The sequence below is a fragment of the Sphingomonas sp. ABOLE genome (genome assembly GCF_003950455.1).
In the GTDB taxonomy this organism is placed as follows: domain Bacteria; phylum Pseudomonadota; class Alphaproteobacteria; order Sphingomonadales; family Sphingomonadaceae; genus Sphingomonas; species Sphingomonas trueperi.
Map to the genome: position 1 here is coordinate 69051 of NZ_QQWY01000008.1, position 20403 is coordinate 89453.

At 65.8% G+C, this 20403-nt stretch carries 21 protein-coding genes, 1 tRNA gene and 1 pseudogene; 22 read left to right on the top strand and 1 reads right to left on the bottom strand.

All coding sequences use genetic code 11. The annotated features are described in order from the left end of the window. The first annotated feature begins 102 nt into the window (after positions 1–102). The 21 genes and pseudogenes from CA234_RS24575 to CA234_RS24795 all read left to right on the top strand — a co-directional run. On the top strand, positions 103–1335 hold the full coding sequence (locus CA234_RS24575) for a DUF3363 domain-containing protein (protein ID WP_206431117.1): 1233 nt from the start codon (positions 103–105) through the stop codon (positions 1333–1335). A gap of 53 nt (positions 1336–1388) precedes the next feature. Continuing rightward, a complete protein-coding gene (locus CA234_RS07015) occupies positions 1389–1880 on the top strand; it encodes a TetR/AcrR family transcriptional regulator (protein WP_206431111.1) in 492 nt (163 codons plus the stop codon). Between the two features lie 299 nt (positions 1881–2179). Then, positions 2180–3175: a 23S rRNA (adenine(2503)-C(2))-methyltransferase RlmN gene (rlmN, locus tag CA234_RS07020; protein WP_206431112.1), complete on the top strand. Its 996-nt coding sequence runs from the start codon at positions 2180–2182 to the stop codon at positions 3173–3175. A gap of 87 nt (positions 3176–3262) precedes the next feature. Then, positions 3263–4150, top strand: a complete 888-nt coding sequence (locus CA234_RS07025; protein WP_241213330.1) for a LysR family transcriptional regulator — start codon at positions 3263–3265, stop codon at positions 4148–4150. A gap of 181 nt (positions 4151–4331) precedes the next feature. Then, entirely contained in the window at positions 4332–6320 is a 1989-nt protein-coding gene (locus CA234_RS07030; protein WP_126001236.1) for a conjugal transfer protein TraG, read from the top strand. Between the two features lie 10 nt (positions 6321–6330). Beyond that, a complete protein-coding gene (locus CA234_RS07035; protein ID WP_164521738.1) occupies positions 6331–6792 on the top strand; it encodes a CopG family transcriptional regulator in 462 nt (153 codons plus the stop codon). Positions 6793–6939: 147 nt separating this feature from the next. Continuing rightward, the gene (trbB, locus tag CA234_RS07040; RefSeq protein WP_126001238.1) at positions 6940–7914 is read left to right on the top strand and encodes a P-type conjugative transfer ATPase TrbB; all 975 of its coding nucleotides are present in this window, start codon (positions 6940–6942) and stop codon (positions 7912–7914) included. After that, positions 7911–8276, top strand: coding sequence for a TrbC/VirB2 family protein (locus tag CA234_RS07045; protein WP_126001239.1), 366 nt, complete (start codon positions 7911–7913; stop codon positions 8274–8276). Before trbB ends, CA234_RS07045 begins: the two co-directional genes overlap by 4 nt. Beyond that, positions 8276–8557 (top strand): VirB3 family type IV secretion system protein, encoded by a 282-nt coding sequence (locus CA234_RS07050; protein WP_126001240.1) that lies wholly within the window; start codon positions 8276–8278, stop codon positions 8555–8557. The genes CA234_RS07045 and CA234_RS07050 overlap by 1 nt, the downstream gene beginning before the upstream one ends. A 10-nt stretch (positions 8558–8567) precedes the next feature. After that, positions 8568–11060, top strand: a complete 2493-nt coding sequence (gene trbE, locus CA234_RS07055; RefSeq protein WP_126001241.1) for a conjugal transfer protein TrbE — start codon at positions 8568–8570, stop codon at positions 11058–11060. After that, positions 11057–11827 (top strand): P-type conjugative transfer protein TrbJ, encoded by a 771-nt coding sequence (gene trbJ, locus CA234_RS07060; protein WP_126001242.1) that lies wholly within the window; start codon positions 11057–11059, stop codon positions 11825–11827. The genes trbE and trbJ overlap by 4 nt, the downstream gene beginning before the upstream one ends. 14 nt (positions 11828–11841) lie before the next feature. After that, entirely contained in the window at positions 11842–12129 is a 288-nt protein-coding gene (gene trbK-alt / locus CA234_RS07065) for a putative entry exclusion protein TrbK-alt (protein WP_126001243.1), read from the top strand. Between the two features lie 2 nt (positions 12130–12131). Next, positions 12132–13508: a P-type conjugative transfer protein TrbL gene (trbL, locus tag CA234_RS07070; protein WP_126001244.1), complete on the top strand. Its 1377-nt coding sequence runs from the start codon at positions 12132–12134 to the stop codon at positions 13506–13508. Beyond that, positions 13505–14194, top strand: a complete 690-nt coding sequence (trbF, locus tag CA234_RS07075) for a conjugal transfer protein TrbF (protein ID WP_126001245.1) — start codon at positions 13505–13507, stop codon at positions 14192–14194. Before trbL ends, trbF begins: the two co-directional genes overlap by 4 nt. Next, positions 14191–15183, top strand: coding sequence for a P-type conjugative transfer protein TrbG (gene trbG / locus CA234_RS07080; protein WP_206431113.1), 993 nt, complete (start codon positions 14191–14193; stop codon positions 15181–15183). The genes trbF and trbG overlap by 4 nt, the downstream gene beginning before the upstream one ends. Beyond that, entirely contained in the window at positions 15180–16316 is a 1137-nt protein-coding gene (locus tag CA234_RS07085) for a TrbI/VirB10 family protein (protein WP_126001247.1), read from the top strand. Before trbG ends, CA234_RS07085 begins: the two co-directional genes overlap by 4 nt. Positions 16317–16318: 2 nt before the next feature. Beyond that, positions 16319–16540: a DUF2274 domain-containing protein gene (locus CA234_RS07090; protein WP_126001248.1), complete on the top strand. Its 222-nt coding sequence runs from the start codon at positions 16319–16321 to the stop codon at positions 16538–16540. 135 nt (positions 16541–16675) lie between these two features. Further along, a complete protein-coding gene (locus tag CA234_RS07095; RefSeq protein ID WP_126001249.1) occupies positions 16676–16996 on the top strand; it encodes a hypothetical protein in 321 nt (106 codons plus the stop codon). Then, on the top strand, positions 16993–17346 hold the full coding sequence (locus CA234_RS07100; protein WP_126001250.1) for a DUF6516 family protein: 354 nt from the start codon (positions 16993–16995) through the stop codon (positions 17344–17346). Before CA234_RS07095 ends, CA234_RS07100 begins: the two co-directional genes overlap by 4 nt. Continuing rightward, positions 17343–17732 carry a helix-turn-helix domain-containing protein gene (locus CA234_RS07105; RefSeq protein ID WP_125334589.1) on the top strand — a complete coding sequence of 130 codons (390 nt, stop codon included), beginning with the start codon at positions 17343–17345 and terminating at the stop codon, positions 17730–17732. The genes CA234_RS07100 and CA234_RS07105 overlap by 4 nt, the downstream gene beginning before the upstream one ends. A 2-nt stretch (positions 17733–17734) precedes the next feature. Continuing rightward, positions 17735–18769, top strand: a pseudogene (locus CA234_RS24795) (recombinase family protein); the annotation flags it as partial. Between the two features lie 576 nt (positions 18770–19345). Here the strand turns inward: CA234_RS24795 and CA234_RS07115 are convergent. Further along, positions 19346–19436 (bottom strand) — tRNA-Ser (locus CA234_RS07115). A gap of 79 nt (positions 19437–19515) precedes the next feature. Between CA234_RS07115 and CA234_RS07120 the strand changes: the two genes are divergently transcribed. Further along, the gene (locus tag CA234_RS07120) at positions 19516–20403 is read left to right on the top strand and encodes a peptidylprolyl isomerase (protein WP_126001251.1); all 888 of its coding nucleotides are present in this window, start codon (positions 19516–19518) and stop codon (positions 20401–20403) included.

Sequence of the window (20403 nt, forward strand, 5' to 3'; positions counted from 1 at the left end):
GAGCTTGCCAGTCTGGAACTCGGCCCCGTCACCGAGATCGAGCCGACCCGCAAGCTGTCGGCCGAAATCGACCAAGATCGTTTCACCCGGATCGACCGCGCCATGACCGAGGAAGCCGATGCCCGTTTCCTCGACTTGCGCCATGAACCGGCAGAGCCGAGGCGGCAGTTCGAGCGGACGCTACGCCTGCGCCGTCTCGGCAAGCTGGAGAAGATGGGGCTGGCGACCGAGCACGCGCCCGCCGTTTGGGAATTGAGCAAGGACATGGAACCGGCCCTGCGCGAGCTAGGCGAGCGCGGCGACATTATCCGCACCATGCAGAAGGCGCTCGGCCCACAGGGCGGCGAGCGCGACCCCATGAGTTTCCAAATCCATGACGGAGTGCCCGAGACGCCCATCGTCGGCCGCGTCGTGGACAAGCATCTATCCGACGAGTTGGGGGAGAACCTGACAATCGTGGTGGACGGGATCGACGGGCGGACGCACCACATCGCCGGCATCGCACCCGAGCGGCTGGAGGACGCCCGCATGGGCAGCGTCATCCAGATCGGCCCGGCCGAGGCGACGGCCCGGCCGTCCGACCGGACCATTACGGCCATCGCCGAGGACGGCATCTATCGGCCGAGCCGCCATCTGGAGCAGGCGAAGTTCGAGGGGCGCGTTCCGGGCCGCGACTATGAGGGCTATGTCGATGCCCATGTCCGCCGGCTGGAGGCATTGCGTCGGGCCGGGATCGTCGAGCGGATCGACGCCGACCAATGGCGTATCCCAGATGATCTGGTCAGCCGTGCAGCCGCCTATGACGCCGGCCGCGACCGGCAGGCCAGCGTTCGCGTCCTTTCTCCCGTCAATCTGGACAGGCAGATCGGATCGGATGGCGCGACCTGGCTGGACCGGCGATTGATCCATGGCGAAACGGCCGACCTTGCGTCGGTCGGTTTCGGCCAGCAGGTGCGCGAGGCGATGGACCAGCGCCGCGAGCATCATATCGAACAGGGCGACGCCACGCGCAGCCGGGACGGCCGAATCTTCTACCGGCGCAGCCTTCTCGCCACCTTGCGCGAGCGGGAGGTTGCCCGCATCGGCGCGGAGATGGCCGAGGGCAAGGGGTTGCCGTTCCGTGCCGCCACGGACGGCGAGAACGTCAGCGGCAAGTTCACCGGGACTGTTCAGCTAACGAGCGGCAAGTTCGCCGTGGTGGAAAAGAGCCATGAGTTCACGCTTGTCCCGTGGCGGCCGATCATCGACCGCCAGCTCGGCCGCGAGGTTATGGGCGTCGTTCAGGGCGGATCGGTGTCGTGGCAGTTGGGGCGAAGGCATGACCTTGGCCTTTAGCACATACGCGTGTTTCATCCGGTATCTATCATGCCCCGTGTATCTCACGCTGGATGCCGACTATTGTAGGGGCCATCGTTCAAGCGAGCAGTAGAAAAGAAGATATGCCGAGACCGAAACTTCATAGCGATGAGTTCATTCTAGATACCGCGCTAGGCATCCTTCTTCAGAAAGGTCCATCGGCCTTCACGCTCTCCGATGTTGCGGAAGCGGTCGGCATCTCGCGGGCTGCACTGATCCAGCGGTTCAAAGACAAGGCGACGCTGCATCTAAAGGTCATGGAGCGCAACACGCAGGAGGTGCGCGACTATTTCGCGGGCGCGAGTCCCGAAAAGGGCCTTGATCCGCTATGGGCGATGCTCAAGGACCTCATCGCTGGTATGGGCGACGGTGCCGGAACGGAAGGCTACCTCCTTCTATTGTGGGGAGACGTTCAGGAGCCGTCGCTTCGTGCCCTCGCGGCGGAGCGGAACAAGCTGGTCCTGAAGCTATCGAGGCACGACTGCCCGGAGGGCCGCACCCACCCCAGCATACCGCCGGCCTGATTCAGACGGTCATTCAGGGGTCTTGCATGCAGTGGCTTGTTGAGCCGGAAGGCGAGCTAGCGGCCTTCATGACCAAGCGCACCCACATGCTTCTGTCCATCCTCTATCCCGACCATGTGTTCGGGTAACACCATCTGGAGGGTTGTTTATAACGGTCGTGTCGGTTATTTATAAGGCATGCGCCACGGTATCGCCGGGCACGGAAACCCGGAACGACTATCATGCCTATACAAGAACCCAGCCCCTTGGGGGCCGAACGAAAAAAAGCACTGCCCGCGCCAACCTTGGCGCTGAACCTCATGGCCGATGAGTTCGATGTGTTAAACGCGAGCAGCGGGCCGCAAATCGCCTATCGCGACCTGTTCTGCCCACACATGGACCTGCCGCGCGCCTTGCGAAACTGGTCAGAGGCTCGGGGCGTCCAGTTGCGGAGCCTTCGCAAAATCACGCATGAGCGCGGCGGTCGGTCGCAGAAGGTGCTTTTCGGCCTTCATGACGGTTATGCCGTTGAAAGCGTTCTGATCCGTCGTCACGACGGACACACCGCCTGTATTTCGTCACAGGTTGGATGTGCCTTCGCCTGCCAGTTCTGCGCTTCCGGCCAAGCCGGCCTCAAGCGCAACCTTTCGGCGGGCGAGATTGTCGAACAGGTCGTTCAACTCGGGCCGAAGGTCAACCGGATCGTGTTCATGGGCATCGGCGAGCCTTTGAACAACTACGAGCAGGTGATGAGGGCGATTCGTATCCTGCGCGACCGGCGAGGGATGAATTTTCCCACCACGGGAATCACGCTTTCGACCATCGGCATACCGAAGGCTCTAGCGCAATTGCGAGAAGAGCATCTGGCGATCAATCTGACTATATCGCTGCATGCAACGACGCAGGAAGTTCGCAACCATCTCATCCCCGGATCGCGTAAGCACGACATCAATGAAGTCATCGCGCGCGCTTCGTCATGGGCGGAACGGCACAACCGGATCGTCACCTTTGTCTATCTGGTCCTGCCCGGCATCAACGACACGCTTGCTGATGCGAAACGGCTTGCCGGTCTCATGAACAAGCGAAGGGCGCGCGTGAACCTTATGCGCTGGAATCCTGTCGATGGCATCGCGCTTGATCGAACCGGCGACCGCAGCCTCGGACTTTTCCGTGAAGTGCTGGGTCGCGCCGGTGTGCCGGTCGTGGTGCGGGATACACAGGGGCGGGATATTTCGGCGGCATGCGGTCAGCTCTGGTTGCGCGATCTGCGCGGAATCCCGGTCGAAAAACGCGGAGCCACAAAAAAGGCCGCCTAGCGGGAGCATAGGATGCGGCGTTCGAAAAGACATGCGAACGATGCCTTCCGATCAAGTGAAACGCTGCTCGGGTCGCGCATACCTCTCTTGTCGCTGATCCAGACGCTTGCGGTCGCTGAATATCTCAACTTCCGCCACGCAGCGAACGCACTCGGGGTTGCACAATCCAGCGTCAGCGCCCGCGTGAAGGCGCTGGAAGAAGACCTTGGCATCCTCCTGTTCGAGCGTCGTGCGCGTGGCGTTCGGTTGACCGAAGCCGGACGCCATTTCGTCGAGCGGATCGCAGCCGGCGTCGATCAACTCGACCATGCGGTGAAGACCGCAGGCATGGCGGCGACGGGGGAATGGGGCCGCCTGCGCATCGGAATCCATGCCTTGATTCCGCGCAGCTTCCTCGCCGAGCTGATCGGGCAGTATCGGGAAAATCATCCCGGCATCGAGGTCGAAATCACCGAAGGCACGGCCCGCGATGCGGTCATGCAGCTTCGCGCCGACCGGCTGGACGTGGCCTTTGTCGCAGGCACGCCCGAACTGCCTGACTGCCATTCCCGCCCGATCTGGACAGAACCGCTGGTTGCCGTGCTGCCCGATAGGCATCGCCTTGCCGGACAATCGGCAACCACTTGGACCGATCTGGTCGGCGAGACGTTCCTTGTCCGATATGGCGGCACCGGCCCGCAGGTGCATGACTATATCGTGCTGCGCCTTGCCGGACGCTGGCCTGCGCCGTCGATCCTGCGTTTCGACGTGGAGCGCGGCACGTTGCTGTCCATGGTCGGACAGGGCTTCGGCATCACCATCGTCGGAGCGGCTACGTCGCTCCTGCAAACATCCGGCGTTGTATTCGTCCCGTTCGCGGATGAGCCGGAGCCAGTTCCGTTCTCCGCAGTCTGGTCGCCGTTCAACCGCAGCGCCGCACTCCACAATCTGCTGACACTCGCAAGCGACATGGGACGGTTGGTCCGGGCGGACTGACCTCCCCTACGATTCGTTTTGGCCAGCCAGCATAGGCACCAGCAACGACGATCCCGAGGCAACCCGTCCTATTTGCCGCCGATAGTATCCGGTAGCCCTCCGGCATCCCCTTTCCTGTTGCCCGTCCCGATTTTGCCTACTCTCTGATCGGCTCCGTCTCTTTTGCCGACTGGAGCCTGCATTGCGCGGAGGCCGAATCCTTTGGGGTCAAATCGCTGTCGTCTTCGCCATCGTTCTGGTGATGGTGTGGGCAGCGACGCAATGGACAGCGTTCCGCCTCGGCTTCCAGCCACAGCTTGGAGCGCCATGGTTCGAGCTGGCGGGCCTGCCGGTCTATTACCCGCCCGCCTTCTTCTGGTGGTGGTTTTCCTTCGATGCCTACGCGCCCGCGATCTTCGTCGAGGGCGGCATCATTGCGGTATCGGGCGGCTTTCTCGCCATCGCCGCCGCCATCCTCATGTCGATCATCAGGGCGCGGGAAGCGCGCAACGTCGCCACCTATGGTTCGGCGCGATGGGCAGAGGACCGGGAAATCCGCGCAGCCGGATTGCTCGGCCCCGATGGCGTCCTGCTCGGCCGATACGACCGGGACTATCTGCGCCATGACGGTCCCGAGCATGTCCTATGCTTCGCCCCGACGCGCAGCGGCAAAGGTGTCGGGCTGGTGGTGCCGACGCTGCTGACATGGCCGGCATCCGCCATTGTCCATGACATAAAAGGGGAAAACTGGACGCTGACAGCCGGCTTTCGCGCGAAGCATGGCCGGGTGCTGCTGTTCGATCCGACCAACGCCAGATCGTCCGCCTACAACCCGCTGCTGGAGGTGCGGCAAGGCGAATGGGAAGTCCGCGACGTGCAGAACATCGCGGATATTCTGGTCGATCCCGAAGGCAGTCTCGACAAGCGCAACCATTGGGAAAAGACCAGCCATTCGCTGCTGGTCGGCGCGATCCTGCATGTTCTCTATGCGGAGAAGGACAAGACCTTGGCGGGCGTCGCCAACTTCCTGTCCGATCCCCGCCGTCCGGTCGAGGCGACCTTGCGTGCCATGATGGATACGCCGCATCTTGGCGAGGCCGGCGTTCATCCCGTCATCGCGTCGTCGGCCCGCGAGCTGTTGAACAAATCCGAGAACGAACGGTCGGGCGTATTGAGCACCGCCATGTCGTTTCTCGGCCTCTACCGCGATCCCGTGGTGGCGCGGGTGACGGCGCGCTGCGACTGGCGCATTGCCGATCTGGTCGGCAGCCGCCAGCCCGTCACGCTCTATCTGGTCGTGCCGCCGTCCGACATAAACCGCACCAAGCCGCTCATCCGCCTGATCCTCAACCAGATCGGCAGGCGGTTAACCGAGGAACTGACTACCTCGGGCAAGCGCCATCGGCTGCTGTTGATGCTGGACGAGTTTCCGGCGCTCGGCCGGCTCGACTTCTTTGTATCGGCGCTCGCCTTCATGGCGGGGTATGGAATCAAAGGCTTCCTGATTGCGCAGAGCCTCAACCAGATCGAGCGCGCCTATGGCCCGAACAACGCGATCCTCGACAACTGCCACGTCCGCGTCAGCTTCGCCACGAACGACGAAAGGACGGCCAAGCGCGTTTCAGACGCATTAGGCACCGCGACCGAGCTGCGCGACTCCACCAACTACGCCGGGCACAGATTGGCCCCGTGGCTCGGGCATCTCATGGTTTCGCGGCAGGAGACGGCCCGGCCGCTGCTCACGCCGGGCGAAATCATGCAGCTTCCGCCCACCGATGAAATCGTCATGGTCGCGGGAACGCCGCCGATCCGCGCGACCAAGGCCCGCTATTTCGAGGACGCGCGGTTGCAGGAACGCATCCTGACCCCGCCCGATCTGGTCGCCGCTCCGCTGGCGCCCAGCCCATCCACCGATGACTGGTCCGGCCGCGTGGTCGCGGCGGAAGGCCATTCCTCGCCGGCCGCCGCAGACGGGGCCGAGGGCGATCCGGCCAATGCCGGCATCCGCCGCGAGCCGGAATTGCCCGAGCATGAGGAAATCGTCGCCCCGCCGCCGTCGCCCGAGCAGGAGTTCGAGCTTCTGGACGACGAGCCGGACGTTGACGCGGCCAAGGCCCGCGCCATGCGCCAGCGCATGAGGATGGTGGCGCGACAGGTGGCGCTAAACCCCGATGACGGAATCGACCTTTGAGGACAAGCCCATGACCACACGCACCCGACTGAACCTCTATTTCGACCCCGCGCTCATGCCGCAGATCGAGTCGCTCGCGCTGCGCCGCAAAGTCTCGAAATCCGCCATCGTGGAGGCGGCCGTCATGTCCTACCTGTCCGGCGATTCCGCCGACCGGCTCGAAGCCGCCATGTCTCGTCGGCTCGACAAGCTCGGCCGCCAGATCGACACGCTCGACCTAGATCTCGCCGTCCTCGGCGAGACAGTCGCGCAGTTCATCCATTTCTGGATGACCCTCACGCCGCCGCTTTCGGGGACCGCGCAATCCGCTGCCCGTGCAAAGGGCGCGGAACGGTTCGAGGGCTTCATGCAGACCCTCGGCAAGCGGTTGGCGACGGGCGACAGGTTCCTCAAAGAGTTGTCGCGCGACCTCGACTCACTCGACGACGATCCTTTGCCAGACGAATCCGAGATCAATGACAGCCAAGAGTAAGTATTCGGACCCGTCCTATTTACCGCCGTTCGCCGCCGATCACCGCACGCAGTTAGATACTTGTTGAAGCGGCCGGATTTCGGCCTCTCTTAATCGACCCCGATCCGGGGATCGCCTGTCGCGTCCCCACCAGAAACCGGGGCCGACATGACCACCAACCACCAAAAACCGGAAGCCATTGCGCGCGGCGCGCGCATGTTGCGCACGGCATTGGGGCCGGCAATCGCGCGGCTGCTCGAAGACCCGGCCGTGGTCGAGGTGATGCTGAACCCGGATGGGCGGTTGTGGATCGACCGCCTGTCCGAAGGGCTGTCCGATACGGGCGAGCGGCTGTCCGCCGCCGATGGCGAACGCATCGTGCGGCTGGTGGCGCATCATGTCGGTGCGGAAGTGCATCCCCGCAGTCCGCGCGTCTCGGCCGAGCTGCCGGAGAGCGGTGAACGGTTCGAGGGCCTGCTGCCCCCCGTGGTCGCCGCGCCGACCTTCGCCATCCGCAAGCCTGCCGTCGCAGTGTTCAGCCTCGACGATTATGTGGCGGCGGGGATCATGTCCGCCGATCAGGCCGCGACCCTACGCACGGCCGTTTCCTCCCGCGCCAACATCCTCGTGGCGGGCGGCACCAGCACCGGCAAAACGACACTGACCAACGCGCTGCTCGCCGAGGTGGCGAAGACGCAGGATCGCGTCGTCATCATCGAGGACACGCGCGAACTGCAATGCCGCGCGGAAAATCTTGTCGCCATGCGGACGAAAGACGGCGTGGCGACGCTCTCCGATCTGGTCCGGTCGTCGCTGCGTCTGCGCCCCGACCGCATCCCCATCGGCGAGGTGCGCGGCTCCGAAGCCCTCGACCTGTTGAAAGCATGGGGCACCGGCCATCCGGGCGGCATTGGCACCATTCACGCCGGCACCGGCATCGGCGCGCTGCGCCGCCTCGAACAGCTCATTCAAGAGGCTGTCGTCACGGTGCCGCGCGCCCTGATCGCCGAGACCATCGACCTTGTTGCCGTCCTGTCCGGGCGCGGTTCCGCGCGCCGGCTGGCTGAACTCGCCCACGTCGAAGGGCTGGGGCCGGACGGCGACTACCGCATCACCAACCCCCTTGAAGGAGACGCTTCATGACCTCCGAACCCAAAACTTTACCTCGCCTGCGTAACAGGTTGCTCAACGGGACATTCCTCGACCGTCTCGGCACGGCCGGCATCACCGCCGCCGGCTTGCTCTATTCGGCACCGGCATACGCCTCCGGGTCGTCTATGCCGTGGGAGCAGCCGCTCCAGCAAATCCTCCAGTCGATTGAGGGGCCGGTCGCCAAGATCATCGCCGTCATCATCATCATTGTGACCGGCCTGACCCTCGCGTTCGGCGACACCAGCGGCGGCTTCCGTCGCCTGATCCAGATCGTATTCGGCCTGTCCATCGCTTTTGCTGCCAGCTCGTTCTTCCTGTCGTTCTTCTCGTTCGGCGGCGGGGCGCTCGTTTGATGGCCGTCGCGTTCGAGCAACTTGACGCCGTGCTGGGCTTCACGATCCCGGTTCATCGGGCGCTGACAGAGCATATCCTGCTCGGCGGCGCACCGCGCTCCATCGCCATCATGAACGGGACGCTCGCCGGGGCCATAGGCCTTGGCCTGCGCCTCTGGCTGGTCGGCCTTACGATATGGGCCATCGGCCATTTCGCAGCCGTATGGGCGGCGAAACGCGATCCCCAATTCGTCGAGGTCGGGCGGCGGCACCTCCGCATTCCCGGTCATCTGGCGGTGTGAGGGCGCGGCCATGATGAACCTTGCCGAATACCGCCGCACCGCCACCCGGCTCGCCGACTATCTGCCATGGGCCGCGCTTGTCGGCTCCGGCGTCGTCTTGAACAAGGACGGCTCGTTCCAGCGCACCGCGAAGTTTCGCGGTCCCGATCTGGATTCCGCCGTCGCCGCCGAGCTGGTCGCCATCGCCGGCCGGATCAACAATGCCGTGCGCCGTCTAGGCTCCGGCTGGAGCATCTTCGTAGAGGCACAGCGCAGCGAAGCCGCGACGTATCCCCGCAGCACCTTTCCCGATCCCGCCTCGGCGCTGGTCGATGCAGAGCGCAAAGCCGGTTTCGAGGAAGCGGGCGCGCATTTCGTGTCCGGCTACTTCCTCACCTTTCTCTGGCTACCGCCGGCCGAGGAAGCCGCCCGCACTGAGGCATGGCTCTACGAGGGCCGCGAGAAAACAGGCGTGGACCCTTGGGAGCTGCTGCGCGGCTTCATCGACCGCACCGACCGCGTGCTGGCGCTGCTCGACGGCTTCATGCCCGAGTGCCGTTGGATGGATGACGGCGCGACGCTGACCTATCTCCATTCGACCATCTCGACCAACCGCCATCGCGTGCGCGTGCCCGAGGTGCCCATGCACCTCGACGCGCTGCTCGCCGACCAGCCGTTGACCGGCGGGCTGGAGCCGCGCCTTGGCGACGCGCATCTGCGCGTGCTGACCATCGTGGGATTCCCGACCGCGACGACGCCGGGCCTGCTCGACGAAATGAACCGCCTGCCGTTCCCCTACAGGTGGAGCACGCGCGCGATCCTGCTCGACAAGACCGATGCGACTCGGCTGCTGACCCGCATCCGTCGCCAATGGTTCGCCAAGCGCAAGAGCGTCGCCGCGATTCTGAAAGAGGTGATGACCAACGAGGCGTCCGCCCTTGTGGACACCGACGCCGCGAACAAGGCGCTCGACGCCGACATGGCGTTGCAGGAGCTTGGGGCGGACGTGGCGGGCATGGCCTACGTCACGGCCACCGTCACCGTATGGGATGCCGACCCGCGCCTTGCCGACGAGAAGCTGCGCCTGGTCGAAAAGATCGTTCAGGGCCGCGACTTCACCGCCATGCCCGAGAGCGTCAACGCGGTTGACGCATGGCTCGGCAGCCTCCCCGGACACGCCTACGCGAATGTCCGCCAGCCGCCTATCAGCACTTTGAATCTCGCCCACATGATCCCGCTTTCAGCGGTGTGGGCGGGGCCGGAACGGGACGATCATTTCGGTGCGCCCCCTCTGCTTTACGCAAAGACCGATGGATCGACCCCGTTCCGGTTGAGTCTCCATGTCGGGGACGTGGGCCACACCCTTGTCGTCGGCCCGACCGGCGCGGGCAAGTCCGTCCTGCTCGCGCTCATGGCCTTGCAGTTCCGGCGCTATGAGGCCAGCCAAGTCTTCGCTTTCGACTTCGGCGGCAGCATTCGCGCCGCCGCGCTCGCCATGGGCGGCGACTGGCACGATTTGGGCGGCGGCCTCACGGAAGGGGCCGAGGCTTCGGTTTCGCTCCAGCCGCTTGCCCGCATCCACGATACCTATGAACGGGCGTGGGCTGGCGACTGGATCGCCGCCATCCTCATGCGTGAAGGACTGGCGATCACGCCGGAAGTGAAGGAGCATATCTGGACGGCGCTGACCTCGCTGGCGTCCGCGCCGGTCGGAGAGCGCACCATCACCGGCCTTGCGGTCCTGCTTCAAAGCAACGACCTCAAACAGGCCCTTCGGCCTTATTGCGTCGGCGGTGCCTATGGCCGGCTGCTCGACGCCGAAGCCGAGCACCTTGGCAGCTCCGATGTGCAAGCGTTCGAGATCGAGGGCCTTGTCGGAACCGGCGCGGCCCCGGCCGTGCTCGCCTATCTGTTTCATCGTATCGGCGACCGGCTCGACGGGCGGCCGACGCTGCTCATCATCGACGAGGGTTGGCTTGCGCTGGACGACGAGGGTTTCGCCGGTCAGCTCCGCGAATGGCTGAAAACTCTGCGCAAGAAGAACGCCAGCGTCGTCTTCGCCACGCAATCGCTCTCCGACATCGACAACAGCAACATCGCGCCCGCCATCATCGAAAGCTGTCCGACGCGGCTATTGCTGCCGAACGAGCGCGCCATCGAACCGCAGATTACCACGATCTACAGGCGGTTCGGGTTGAATGACCGCCAGATCGAAATCCTCGCGCGGGCCACACCCAAGCGGGATTACTACTGCCAAAGCCGCAGGGGCAATCGCCTGTTCGAGCTTGGCCTGTCCGAAGTCGGCCTCGCGCTCTGCGCCGCATCCTCCAAGTCCGACCAGACGCTCATTGCGCAGATCGTCGCCGAACACGGCCGCGACGGCTTCCTCTCCGCATGGCTGCGCGAGCGCGGCGTCGAGTGGGCGGCCGACCTGATCCCGAACCTCACCAATCTTGCCGACCGAGCGGAATCCGCCGCGCCGGCCCGGCTCGATACCCACCCCACGCAGGAGATTCTTCCATGACCTATTCCAAGACCCTCGGGGCCTCGGCCCTCGCGCTGGCGCTCGCCGTCCCGGCCGCGCTTTCGCCCATGCTGACAAGCCCGGCTCAAGCCCAGTTTTTCGGCCGGATCGTCTATGACCCGTCCAACTACGCGCAGAACGTGCTCACGGCCGCGCGCACGCTGGAGCAGATCAATAACCAGATCACCAGCCTCCAGAACGAGGCGCAGATGCTCATTAATCAGGCGCGCAATCTGGCGAGCCTGCCGTATTCGTCGCTCCAGCAGCTCCAGCGGAACGTCCAGCGCACCCAGCAGCTTCTCGGGCAGGCGCAGAACATCGCGTTCGAGGTCGGGCAGATCGACCAAGCGTTCCAGCAGCAATATGGCAACGTCTCGCTTTCGACGACCGACGCCCAGCTTGTCGCCGACGCGCGCAGCCGGTGGGAGAACACGGTCGGCGGCTTGCAGGACGCCATGCGCGTTCAGGCCGGCGCGGTCGGCAATATCGACAGCAACCGCGCCGAGATGGCCGCGCTGGTCGGCCAGAGCCAAGGGGCGACCGGCGCGCTGCAAGCCACGCAGGCCGGCAACCAGCTTCTCGCCCTCCAGTCGCAGCAGCTTTCCGACCTGATCGCGGTCATTTCCGCGAACGGCCGCGCCGACGCGCTGACCGAGGCAGAGCGCGCCGCCGCTGCCGAGCAGGGCCGTGAACAGCGCCGTCGCTTCCTCACGCCCGGCAACGGCTACCAGCCGGGCAATGCGCAGATGTTCAACAACGGCAACTGACCGGGAGGCTCGCCATGGACGGCAAGATGCTGGCCCGCCTCGGGGCCGTGGTGTTCGTCGCCATCGCCGTCACGGCGACCGCAATCGACATGGCGCGGAAGGACGAACCTTCCGCGCCGCCTCCAGCGCCGGCCCTCGCGCAGCCGACCGATCCCTTGCGCGAAACTCTGCGCCGCTGCCAGCAGCTCGGCGAGGCAGCCGCCAGCGATGCCACCTGCCTCGCCGCATGGGCTGAATCCCGTGACCGTTTCCTCGTCCGCACGCCAGCACCCACGACGCCGCAATCCGGCGAAGGACGCTGACCATGAACAATACGGGCGTCATCGACAATTTCCTCGGCGTATTCACCCGCTACATCGACAGCGGTTTCGGCCTGCTCGGCGGCGAGGTCGCCTTCATCGCCACCACCTTGATCGTCATTGACGTGACGCTCGCCGCGCTGTTTTGGGCCTGGGGCGCGGATGACGACATTATCGCGCGGCTGGTGAAGAAGACCCTGTTCGTCGGCGTCTTCGCCTACATCATAGGCAACTGGAACAACCTCGCGCGCATCGTCTTCGAGAGCTTCGCCGGCCTCGGCCTCATGGCGTCCGGCACCAGTTTTTCGGTTGCCGACTTGATGCGGCCGGGCCGCGTCGCACAGACCGGCCTCGACGCCGGCCGCCCGCTGCTCGATTCCATTTCCAGCCTCATGGGCTGGATCGCCTTCTTCGAGAACTTCATCCAGATCGCGTGCCTGCTGTTTGCGTGGGCGCTGGTGGTGCTGGCCTTCTTCATCCTCGCCATCCAGCTTTTCGTCACGCTGATCGAGTTCAAGCTGACGACGCTCGCCGGCTTCGTGCTGATCCCCTTCGGACTCTTCGGCAAGACCGCCTTCATGGCCGAAAAGGTGCTCGGCAACGTGGTGTCGTCCGGCATCAAGGTTCTGGTGCTCGCCGTCATCATCGGCATCGGCAGCACCTTGTTTTCCCAATTCACGGCCGGTTTCGGCGGGGCGACCCCGACCATCGACGACGCCATGGCGATTGTGCTCGCCGCGCTGTCGCTGCTCGGCCTTGGCATCTTCGGCCCCGGCATCGCCAACGGCATCGTGTCGGGCGGGCCGCAGCTCGGCGCGGGCGCGGCCGTGGGAACCGGCCTCGCTGCCGGCGGCATGGTGCTTGCCGGAGGTGCGGCGGCCGGTGGCGGGGCCATGCTTGCCGCCAGAGGTGGCGCTGCTGCCCTGTCCGGTGGAGCCGCGGCCGTTCGGGGCGGCGCGACGGCCGCGGGCGCGGCGGGCGCTGCCTATAGCCTCGGCTCGCTCGGCCAGACCGGCGCGGCCGGCGTCGCTTCCGGTCTCGGCGGCGTCGCCCGCGCCGCAGGCTCGGCCGCCATCTCTCCCCTTAAACGCGCCGCTTCCCAAGCAGGCGAAAGCGTCAAATCCAGCTTCGCCGCTGGCGCTAAGGCCGGATTCGGCGCGTCGGGCGGCAGCTCCACCATGGGCACGGTCGGCGGCGCAACCGCCGACACAGCCGCTGCCGCGCCGTCAGGGGCGAGCGGCGGTCCTCCCGCATGGGCGCAGCGGATGCGCCGCTCGCAGGCCATGAACCATGGCGCGACCATGACGGCCCATGCGGTGCGGTCGGGCGACAGCCACGGCTCCGGTTCTTCCATCAACCTTTCCGAAAGTGACCGCTCATGAGCATCTTCAAACGACCATCGACCCATTACGGCAAGACGCCGGAACCCGAGACACCCTATCAGAAGGCCGCGCAGGCATGGGACGAGCGTATCGGCTCGGCCCGCGTGCAGGCGAGGAACTGGCGCTATATGGCTTTCGGCTCCCTGATCCTGTCGGCCGGCTTCGCCTCGGCGCTTGTCTGGCAATCCGCACGCGGGACCGTGGTGCCTTGGGTCGTGCAGGTCGATAATCTCGGTCAGGCGCAGACCGTCGCGCCCGCGAACGCCGACTATCGCCCGACCGATCCGCAGCTCGCTTTCCATCTCGGCCGCTTCATCGAGCAGGTCCGCGCGATCCCGGCCGACGCGATCATTGTCCGCCAGAACTGGCTTCGCGCCTATGAGTGGACCACGGATCGCGGCGCGGCGGCGTTGAACGATTTTGCGAGGGCGAATGATCCCTTCGCCAAAGTCGGCCGTCAGCAGGTCGCCGTCGAGGTCTCGAGCGTCATCCGGGCGTCCCCCAACAGCTTCCGCGTCGCGTGGACGGAACGCCATTTCGAGAACGGCCAGCTTTCCAGCACCGAGCGATGGACGGCCATCCTCACCATCGTCATCCAGCCGCCGCGCGACACCGAGCGGCTGCGCGCCAATCCGCTCGGCATCTACGTCAATGCAATCTCATGGTCGCGGGAGATGAGCCAATGACCCACGCCATCAGCAAACCGACCGTTTCCGCGTTTCTCCTGTCCGCAACCATGCTGGCGGGCTGCGCGACCAACCGGACGCCGCAATTCAGCTACGACGCCAGCGTGCCGCCGCTGCCGACCGTGCAGGCCACAGCGACCGACAACACCTCGCGGCCGTTGCATGTGCCCCCGGCATGGACCGTGGCGCGTGGCGGCGAGGCCGCCGGCACACCGACCGGCCGCGTCGAGAACGCCAATGCGGCCGCCCGCGTCGAGCCGCGCCGCGAAGGCTATTACAACGCCATACAGGTTTTCCCTTGGAGCGAAGGCGCGCTCTATCAGGTCTATGCCGCAGTCGGGCAGATCACGACCATTGCGCTGGAGCCGGGCGAAAGCCTGACCGGCGCGGGGCCGATCGCGGCCGGCGACACCGCCCGCTGGATCATCGGCGACACCGAGAGCGGCAGCGGCGCGAACCGCCGCGTCCATATCCTCGTGAAGCCGACGCGCCCGGACATTTCCACCAACCTTGTCGTCACCACCGACCGGCGCACCTACATGATCGAGCTGCGCGCGCGGGAATCGCTCTACATGCCCGCCGTCGCATGGGCGTATCCCGCAACGCCCGGCCAGCGCCAGACCGTCCCGGCCGCGCCGATCATCCCGGCCGAGGCCGCGCGGAACTATCGCTACGGCCTGACAGGAGACAGCCCGCCGTGGCGACCCATCTCCGTCTTCGACGATGGACGCCGCGTCTATGTCGTCTTCCCGGCCGGGATCGTTCAGGGCGAGATGCCGCCGATCTTCGTGCTCGGCACGGACGGCGAACCGCAGATCGTCAATTCCCGCATCCACCAGAACGTCCTGATCGTGGACCGCCTGTTCGGCGCGGCCGAGCTGCGCCTTGGCAGCGGCAACCGCCAGCAGGTCGTCAGGATCGTCCGAACCAACCCGACGCAGGCCGCCGACGCGCAGCCCGCCAGCGCGACCGGAGGCTCCCCGTCATGACCGACAACACCATTGCCGATACCGCCCCGACCATGCGGCTGCGCGCCGAACCGCCGCGCGTCACCCGCCTGTCCCGCAAGATGCTGGCGGGCGTCGGAGCCGTCGCGCTTCTCGGCATCGGCGGCGCGCTGATCTATGCGCTCCAGACCCGCGACGGGGGACAGGGTAGCGAAGAACTCTATTCGACCGAAAACCGGCCCACGGCGGACGGTCTTGCCGGCCTGCCGCGCGACTATTCCGGCCCGGTGCTCGGCCCCGCGCTGCCCGGCGACCTCGGCCGTCCCATTCTCGATGCGCAGAACCGGGGACAGCCCGTCGCGCCGCCCGTCATGGCGACGCCCGCCGTCGATCCCGCAGAGGAACGTCGCCGCGCCGAGGAAGAAGCCGCGCGCTTGAGCAACGTCTTTTTCCAGTCCGGCCCGCGCACGGGAGCGCCGGCAGGCACGGCCATGCCCGGCCTTGCCGGGCTTGGCCTCGGCGGGCAGCCCGCGACACAGGATCGACACGCGGCGTTCCTCAACGGACCCGTGGACCGGCAGACCGTCGCGCCGGATCGTGTCGCGCCGCCCGCATCGCCGTACATCCTTCAGGCCGGGGCGGTGATCCCGGCCGCGCTCATCACCGGCATCAGGTCCGATCTTCCGGGCCAGATCACGGCGCAAGTGACTGAGAACGTCTATGACAGCCCGACCGGCTCGCTGCTCCTGATCCCGCAAGGGACGCGCATCATCGGTCAATACGATGATGGCGTGACCTTCGGCCAGCGCCGCGTGTTGCTGGTGTGGAATCGCCTCATCCTGCCGGGCGGCCGTTCCATCGTTCTGGAGCGCCTGCCGGGCGCGGACGCCAGCGGCTACGCCGGCCTTGAGGATGGCGTCGATTATCATTGGTGGGATCTGATGAAGGCCGCAGGGTTATCCACGCTGCTTGCGGTCGGCACGGAGCTGGCCACCAGCGACGAGGACCGGCTGATCCGGGCCATCCGCGACGGGGCACAGCATACCGTCAATCAGGCAGGCCAGCAGATCGTGCAGCGCCAGTTGCAGGTTGCGCCAACGCTAACCATCCGGCCCGGTTTCCCGGTCAGGATCATCGTCACCCGCGACCTTGTGTTCGAGCCGGCAGGAGGTTGACCATGACCAAGCTGAAACTCGGCCCGCTGCCCGACGACAAGCCCGTGAAGGTCACGGTGGAGCTGCCCGCGCCGCTTCACCGCGATCTGGTCGCCTATGCCGAGGTGCTGGCCCGCGAGAGCGGCCAGCCCGCCGCTGATCCCGTAAGGCTGATCGTGCCGATGCTGGAGCGGTTCATTGCGACGGATCGCGGTTTCGCCAAGGCACGGCGAACCGCAAGCTAAGTCCTATCCCGGCAGGGGTGCCGCCAGCGCATAGACGCAAATGCGGCACGCTACTGGCCGCCGACTGCCCTCCATGGTTCGCTTCATTCCGGGGCCTTGAGCGCCCCGGAATCCACCAGAACCAAGGAGGATTCCATGTGCGCAGAGCGCCGCCGCGCCCGCAAAGGGCGGCCACGACAGCCGGTCCCCGAGGCACTTCCCGACGATCTTTTCGACTATGCCGATGAACCCACGCCGGACGGCAGGGAGCGCCGCCGGTCGCCGCTTCGCATCGTCGATGTGGAGTCGCTGCCGGTCTTCGACGACTGGCCCGAGAAGGTGCCGATCACCGAGGAAGAACTGCAAATCTTCGAGCGGTATTTCGGCGACGTGCTCGACCGGCTGTTCGGCCCAATCGACGATCCTGACAATCAGGGCTTGCCACCATTAACAACAGATGGTAACAGTAAGTCATGAGCGAGGATCGTGACCCGAGCCTCGACACGCTTCTGGACCTCGACGGTCAGGTGCTTGTTGTCGATCCCGAGGGCGGCCATTGGGTGAAGTTCGTTGTCACCCGCGTTCCGGCATCACCGGAGAAGCCGCGCGGCCTTGATTACTCGCTCACGCTTCACGGGCCTTCGGGCGAACGGCTGGTCGGCTTCGATAACGCCCATCCTGTCGGCCGAGGCAGGAGGGGCAAGCCGATGGACCATCGGCACCGCCTCCAGACCGTGAAGCCTTACGCCTACGAGGATGCGGCCACGCTGCTGGCCGACTTCTGGCGGGCGGTGGACGCGGTGTTGAAGGAACGAGGCGTAACATGACCACATTGAAAGTCGGGATTGCCGACTATGACGAGATGAAGGCCCGCACCATGCGGATTGCCAAGGGCGAGGAAAAGCCCGCGCCCGGCGATCCGAAGGTGTGGTTCACGTCCACGGAATCCTTCGCGCAAATCCTGTCCAGCGGAAACCGCGAGCTGCTGCGCGTCATCGACGAGCAGTCGCCCGGCTCGCTGGAGGAACTGTCGCGGATCACCGGGCGGTCGAAGCCCAGCCTGTCCCGAACCCTCAAGACGATGGCGAACTACGGCCTTGTCCGCATGGACCCCGGCGAGGGCCAGAAGGTCGTTCCTAAGGTGTTGCATGATCGCGTGGCGCTGGAGCTGCCGCTGATCGAACGCCGGGCCGCGAAAGGAAGCGCGCTATGAATATGCAAAGTCCCCATGTCGCCTTGCGCGCCGCGCTCTATCTGCGTGTCTCCACGACGCGGCAGGCCGAGCATGACGTGTCGATTCCCGACCAGCGCAAGCAGGGCGAAACCTATTGCGCTTCGCGTGGCTACCAGCTTGTCGAAACCTTCGTCGAAGCCGGCGCATCGGCCACCAATGACCGCCGCCCCGAGTTCCAACGGATGATCGAGGCCGGCACGTCCAAGCCCGCGCCCTTCGATGTTGTCGTGGTCCATTCGTTCAGCCGGTTCTTCCGCGATCACTTCGAGCTGGAGTTCAACGTCAGGAAGCTCGCCAAGAACGGCGTCAAGCTGGTCTCCATCACGCAGGAGATGGGCGACGACCCCATGCACGTCATGATGCGGCAGATCATGGCGCTGTTCGACGAATACCAGTCCAAGGAGAACGGCAAGCATGTCATTCGGGCGTTGAAGGAGAACGCGCGGCAAGGCTTCTGGAACGGCTCGCTGCCGCCCACCGGCTATCGCGTGGTCGATGCCGAGCAGCGCGGCGCGAAGATGAAGAAGAAACTGGAGATCGACCCGCTGCACGCCGACACCGTGCGCCTCATCTTCCGGCTTGCGCTGGAGGGCGACGGCACGTCTGGCCCGATGGGCGTCAAGAACATCGTCAGCTACTTGAACAGGCACCGCATGTTCACGCGCAGCGGCGGGCGTTGGGGTATCGGCCAGCTTCACCGTGTCCTGACCCGGCGCACCTATATCGGCGAGCATCGCTTCAACCGCCGCTCCAACAAGGGCGTGATGAAGCCCGAGGAAGAAATCGTCACCGTCCCCGTGCCGCCGCTGATCGACCTTGAGATATTCGAGGCGGTGCAGAACCGCTTGAAGGTCAACAATCCGAAGGTGACGCCGCCGCGCGTCGTCAGCGGGCCGAACCTGCTGACCGGCATTTGCCATTGCGGCAATTGCGGGGGCGCGATGACGCTGCGCACCGGCAAGAATGGCCGCTATCGCTATTACGCCTGCTCGATTCGGGCGCGGCAGGGCGAAACCGGATGCAAGGGCCGTGCGATCCCCATGGACAAGCTCGACCGCATCGTGGTCGGCCATATCGAGGAAAGGCTGCTCGATCCCGAGCGGATCGAAGACGTGCTCGCCTCGCTTCTGGATCGCCGGCAGGAGAGCGTTGAGCGGCGCAGCCAGCACATCGCCGAATTGAACCACCGCGCGGCCGAGGCCGACATGCGCCTCAAACGCCTCTATGACGCTATCGAGTCCGGTTCGCTCGACCCGGCCGAAGCCGCCCTCGGCGAGCGCATCGCGGGCCTTACCGCTCTACGGGATCAGGCACGGGCCGACGCCGAAAGGACCGAGGCCATGCTGAAAAGCTCGGCCCATCAGGGCCTCACGGGGGCAGCCGTGCGGGAAATGGCGAGCGAAGCCCGCACCCGGCTCCGGCTTGGAAAAGGCGGCTATCGGCGGGAACACGTCCGGGCCTTCGCCCAGCACGTAGAGGTCGCGGACGACGCGATCTACATCAAAGGCAGCAAAAGCACCCTGTTAAGGACGCTGGTAGCCACTGGGGGAGGGAAAACGGCGGGAATCGGCGTTCCCGGTTTTATACCGAAGTGGCGGAGCGGGAGGGATTCGAACCCTCGATACGGTTTTGCCGTATACTCACTTTCCAGGCGAGCGCCTTCGACCACTCGGCCACCGCTCCGCAGGATACCTGGAAGGCGCGGCCCTACCGTTCCTTGGGCGGCTAGGCAAGCGTCCGTTGGCGTGCCAAGCTCCCCCCCATGGCAAAAACCCTGCTCGTCCTCGCCGCGGCCCTCGCCGCCGCACCGCTCGCCGCCCAGACTGCCCCGCAGACCGCCGCGGCCTCCCGGCCTGCCCCCTCGTCGGCCGAGCCCGCCCCCGAGGACTGGCACGACATCCCCGATGACGAGATCCTGCTGATCCAGCTGGCCAACGGCAAGCAGGTCGCGATCCGCCTCGCCGCGCGGTTTGCGCCCGCGCATGTGAACAACATCCGCAAGCTCGCCGCGGCGCGCTGGTGGGACGGGGAGAGCGTCTACCGCGTGCAGGAGAACTGGGTCGCGCAATGGGGCGATCCCACCGAGAAGAAGCCGCTGCCGCCCGAGATCCTCACTCGCCCGCCCGCCGAGTTTGAGATCGGCACCTTCACCCCCGCCCAGCGCCTCGCCAAGCCGGACTCCTACGCGGCTGCCACCGGCGTCACCGCCGATGGCTGGCCGGTCGCCAGCGACGGCAAGGCGGCATGGCTCACCCATTGCTACGGCATGGTGGGCGTGGCGCGCGACGCGCTGCCCGATACCGGCACCGGCGCGGAGCTGTTCACCCCGATCGGCCAGTCGGCGCGGCGGCTCGACCGCAACTACACGGTGGTCGGGCGGATCATCGAGGGGATGCAGTATCTCTCCGCGCTGCCGCGCAGCGACGCCGCGATGGGCGTCTATCCGACCGAAGCCGAGCGGACCGGCATCGCCTGGGTGCGGCTCGCCAGCCAGCTGCCGCCTGACGAGCGGCCGCACTTCCAGGTCCGCGCCACCGACAACCCGCGCTATGCCGCGATGCTGGCGCTGCGCGAGAACCCCGCCCCGCCCACGATCGCGACGGGGCTCAACGTCTGCGACCTGCCGGCAGCGGTCCGCCGCCGGCCCTGA

What these genes read in the sequence shown, in the direction of transcription:
- CA234_RS24575 (WP_206431117.1), top strand. Translation starts at nt 103, where the DNA reads ATGACCGAGGAAGCCGATGCCCGTTTCCTCGACTTGCGCCATGAACCG.
- CA234_RS07015 (WP_206431111.1), top strand. Translation starts at nt 1,389, where the DNA reads ATGCCGACTATTGTAGGGGCCATCGTTCAAGCGAGCAGTAGAAAAGAA.
- rlmN (WP_206431112.1), top strand. Translation starts at nt 2,180, where the DNA reads ATGGCCGATGAGTTCGATGTGTTAAACGCGAGCAGCGGGCCGCAAATC.
- CA234_RS07035 (WP_164521738.1), top strand. Translation starts at nt 6,331, where the DNA reads ATGACCACACGCACCCGACTGAACCTCTATTTCGACCCCGCGCTCATG.
- trbB (WP_126001238.1), top strand. Translation starts at nt 6,940, where the DNA reads ATGACCACCAACCACCAAAAACCGGAAGCCATTGCGCGCGGCGCGCGC.
- CA234_RS07045 (WP_126001239.1), top strand. Translation starts at nt 7,911, where the DNA reads ATGACCTCCGAACCCAAAACTTTACCTCGCCTGCGTAACAGGTTGCTC.
- CA234_RS07050 (WP_126001240.1), top strand. Translation starts at nt 8,276, where the DNA reads ATGGCCGTCGCGTTCGAGCAACTTGACGCCGTGCTGGGCTTCACGATC.
- trbE (WP_126001241.1), top strand. Translation starts at nt 8,568, where the DNA reads ATGATGAACCTTGCCGAATACCGCCGCACCGCCACCCGGCTCGCCGAC.
- trbJ (WP_126001242.1), top strand. Translation starts at nt 11,057, where the DNA reads ATGACCTATTCCAAGACCCTCGGGGCCTCGGCCCTCGCGCTGGCGCTC.
- trbK-alt (WP_126001243.1), top strand. Translation starts at nt 11,842, where the DNA reads ATGGACGGCAAGATGCTGGCCCGCCTCGGGGCCGTGGTGTTCGTCGCC.
- trbL (WP_126001244.1), top strand. Translation starts at nt 12,132, where the DNA reads ATGAACAATACGGGCGTCATCGACAATTTCCTCGGCGTATTCACCCGC.
- trbF (WP_126001245.1), top strand. Translation starts at nt 13,505, where the DNA reads ATGAGCATCTTCAAACGACCATCGACCCATTACGGCAAGACGCCGGAA.
- trbG (WP_206431113.1), top strand. Translation starts at nt 14,191, where the DNA reads ATGACCCACGCCATCAGCAAACCGACCGTTTCCGCGTTTCTCCTGTCC.
- CA234_RS07085 (WP_126001247.1), top strand. Translation starts at nt 15,180, where the DNA reads ATGACCGACAACACCATTGCCGATACCGCCCCGACCATGCGGCTGCGC.
- CA234_RS07090 (WP_126001248.1), top strand. Translation starts at nt 16,319, where the DNA reads ATGACCAAGCTGAAACTCGGCCCGCTGCCCGACGACAAGCCCGTGAAG.
- CA234_RS07095 (WP_126001249.1), top strand. Translation starts at nt 16,676, where the DNA reads ATGTGCGCAGAGCGCCGCCGCGCCCGCAAAGGGCGGCCACGACAGCCG.
- CA234_RS07100 (WP_126001250.1), top strand. Translation starts at nt 16,993, where the DNA reads ATGAGCGAGGATCGTGACCCGAGCCTCGACACGCTTCTGGACCTCGAC.
- CA234_RS07105 (WP_125334589.1), top strand. Translation starts at nt 17,343, where the DNA reads ATGACCACATTGAAAGTCGGGATTGCCGACTATGACGAGATGAAGGCC.
- CA234_RS07120 (WP_126001251.1), top strand. Translation starts at nt 19,516, where the DNA reads ATGGCAAAAACCCTGCTCGTCCTCGCCGCGGCCCTCGCCGCCGCACCG.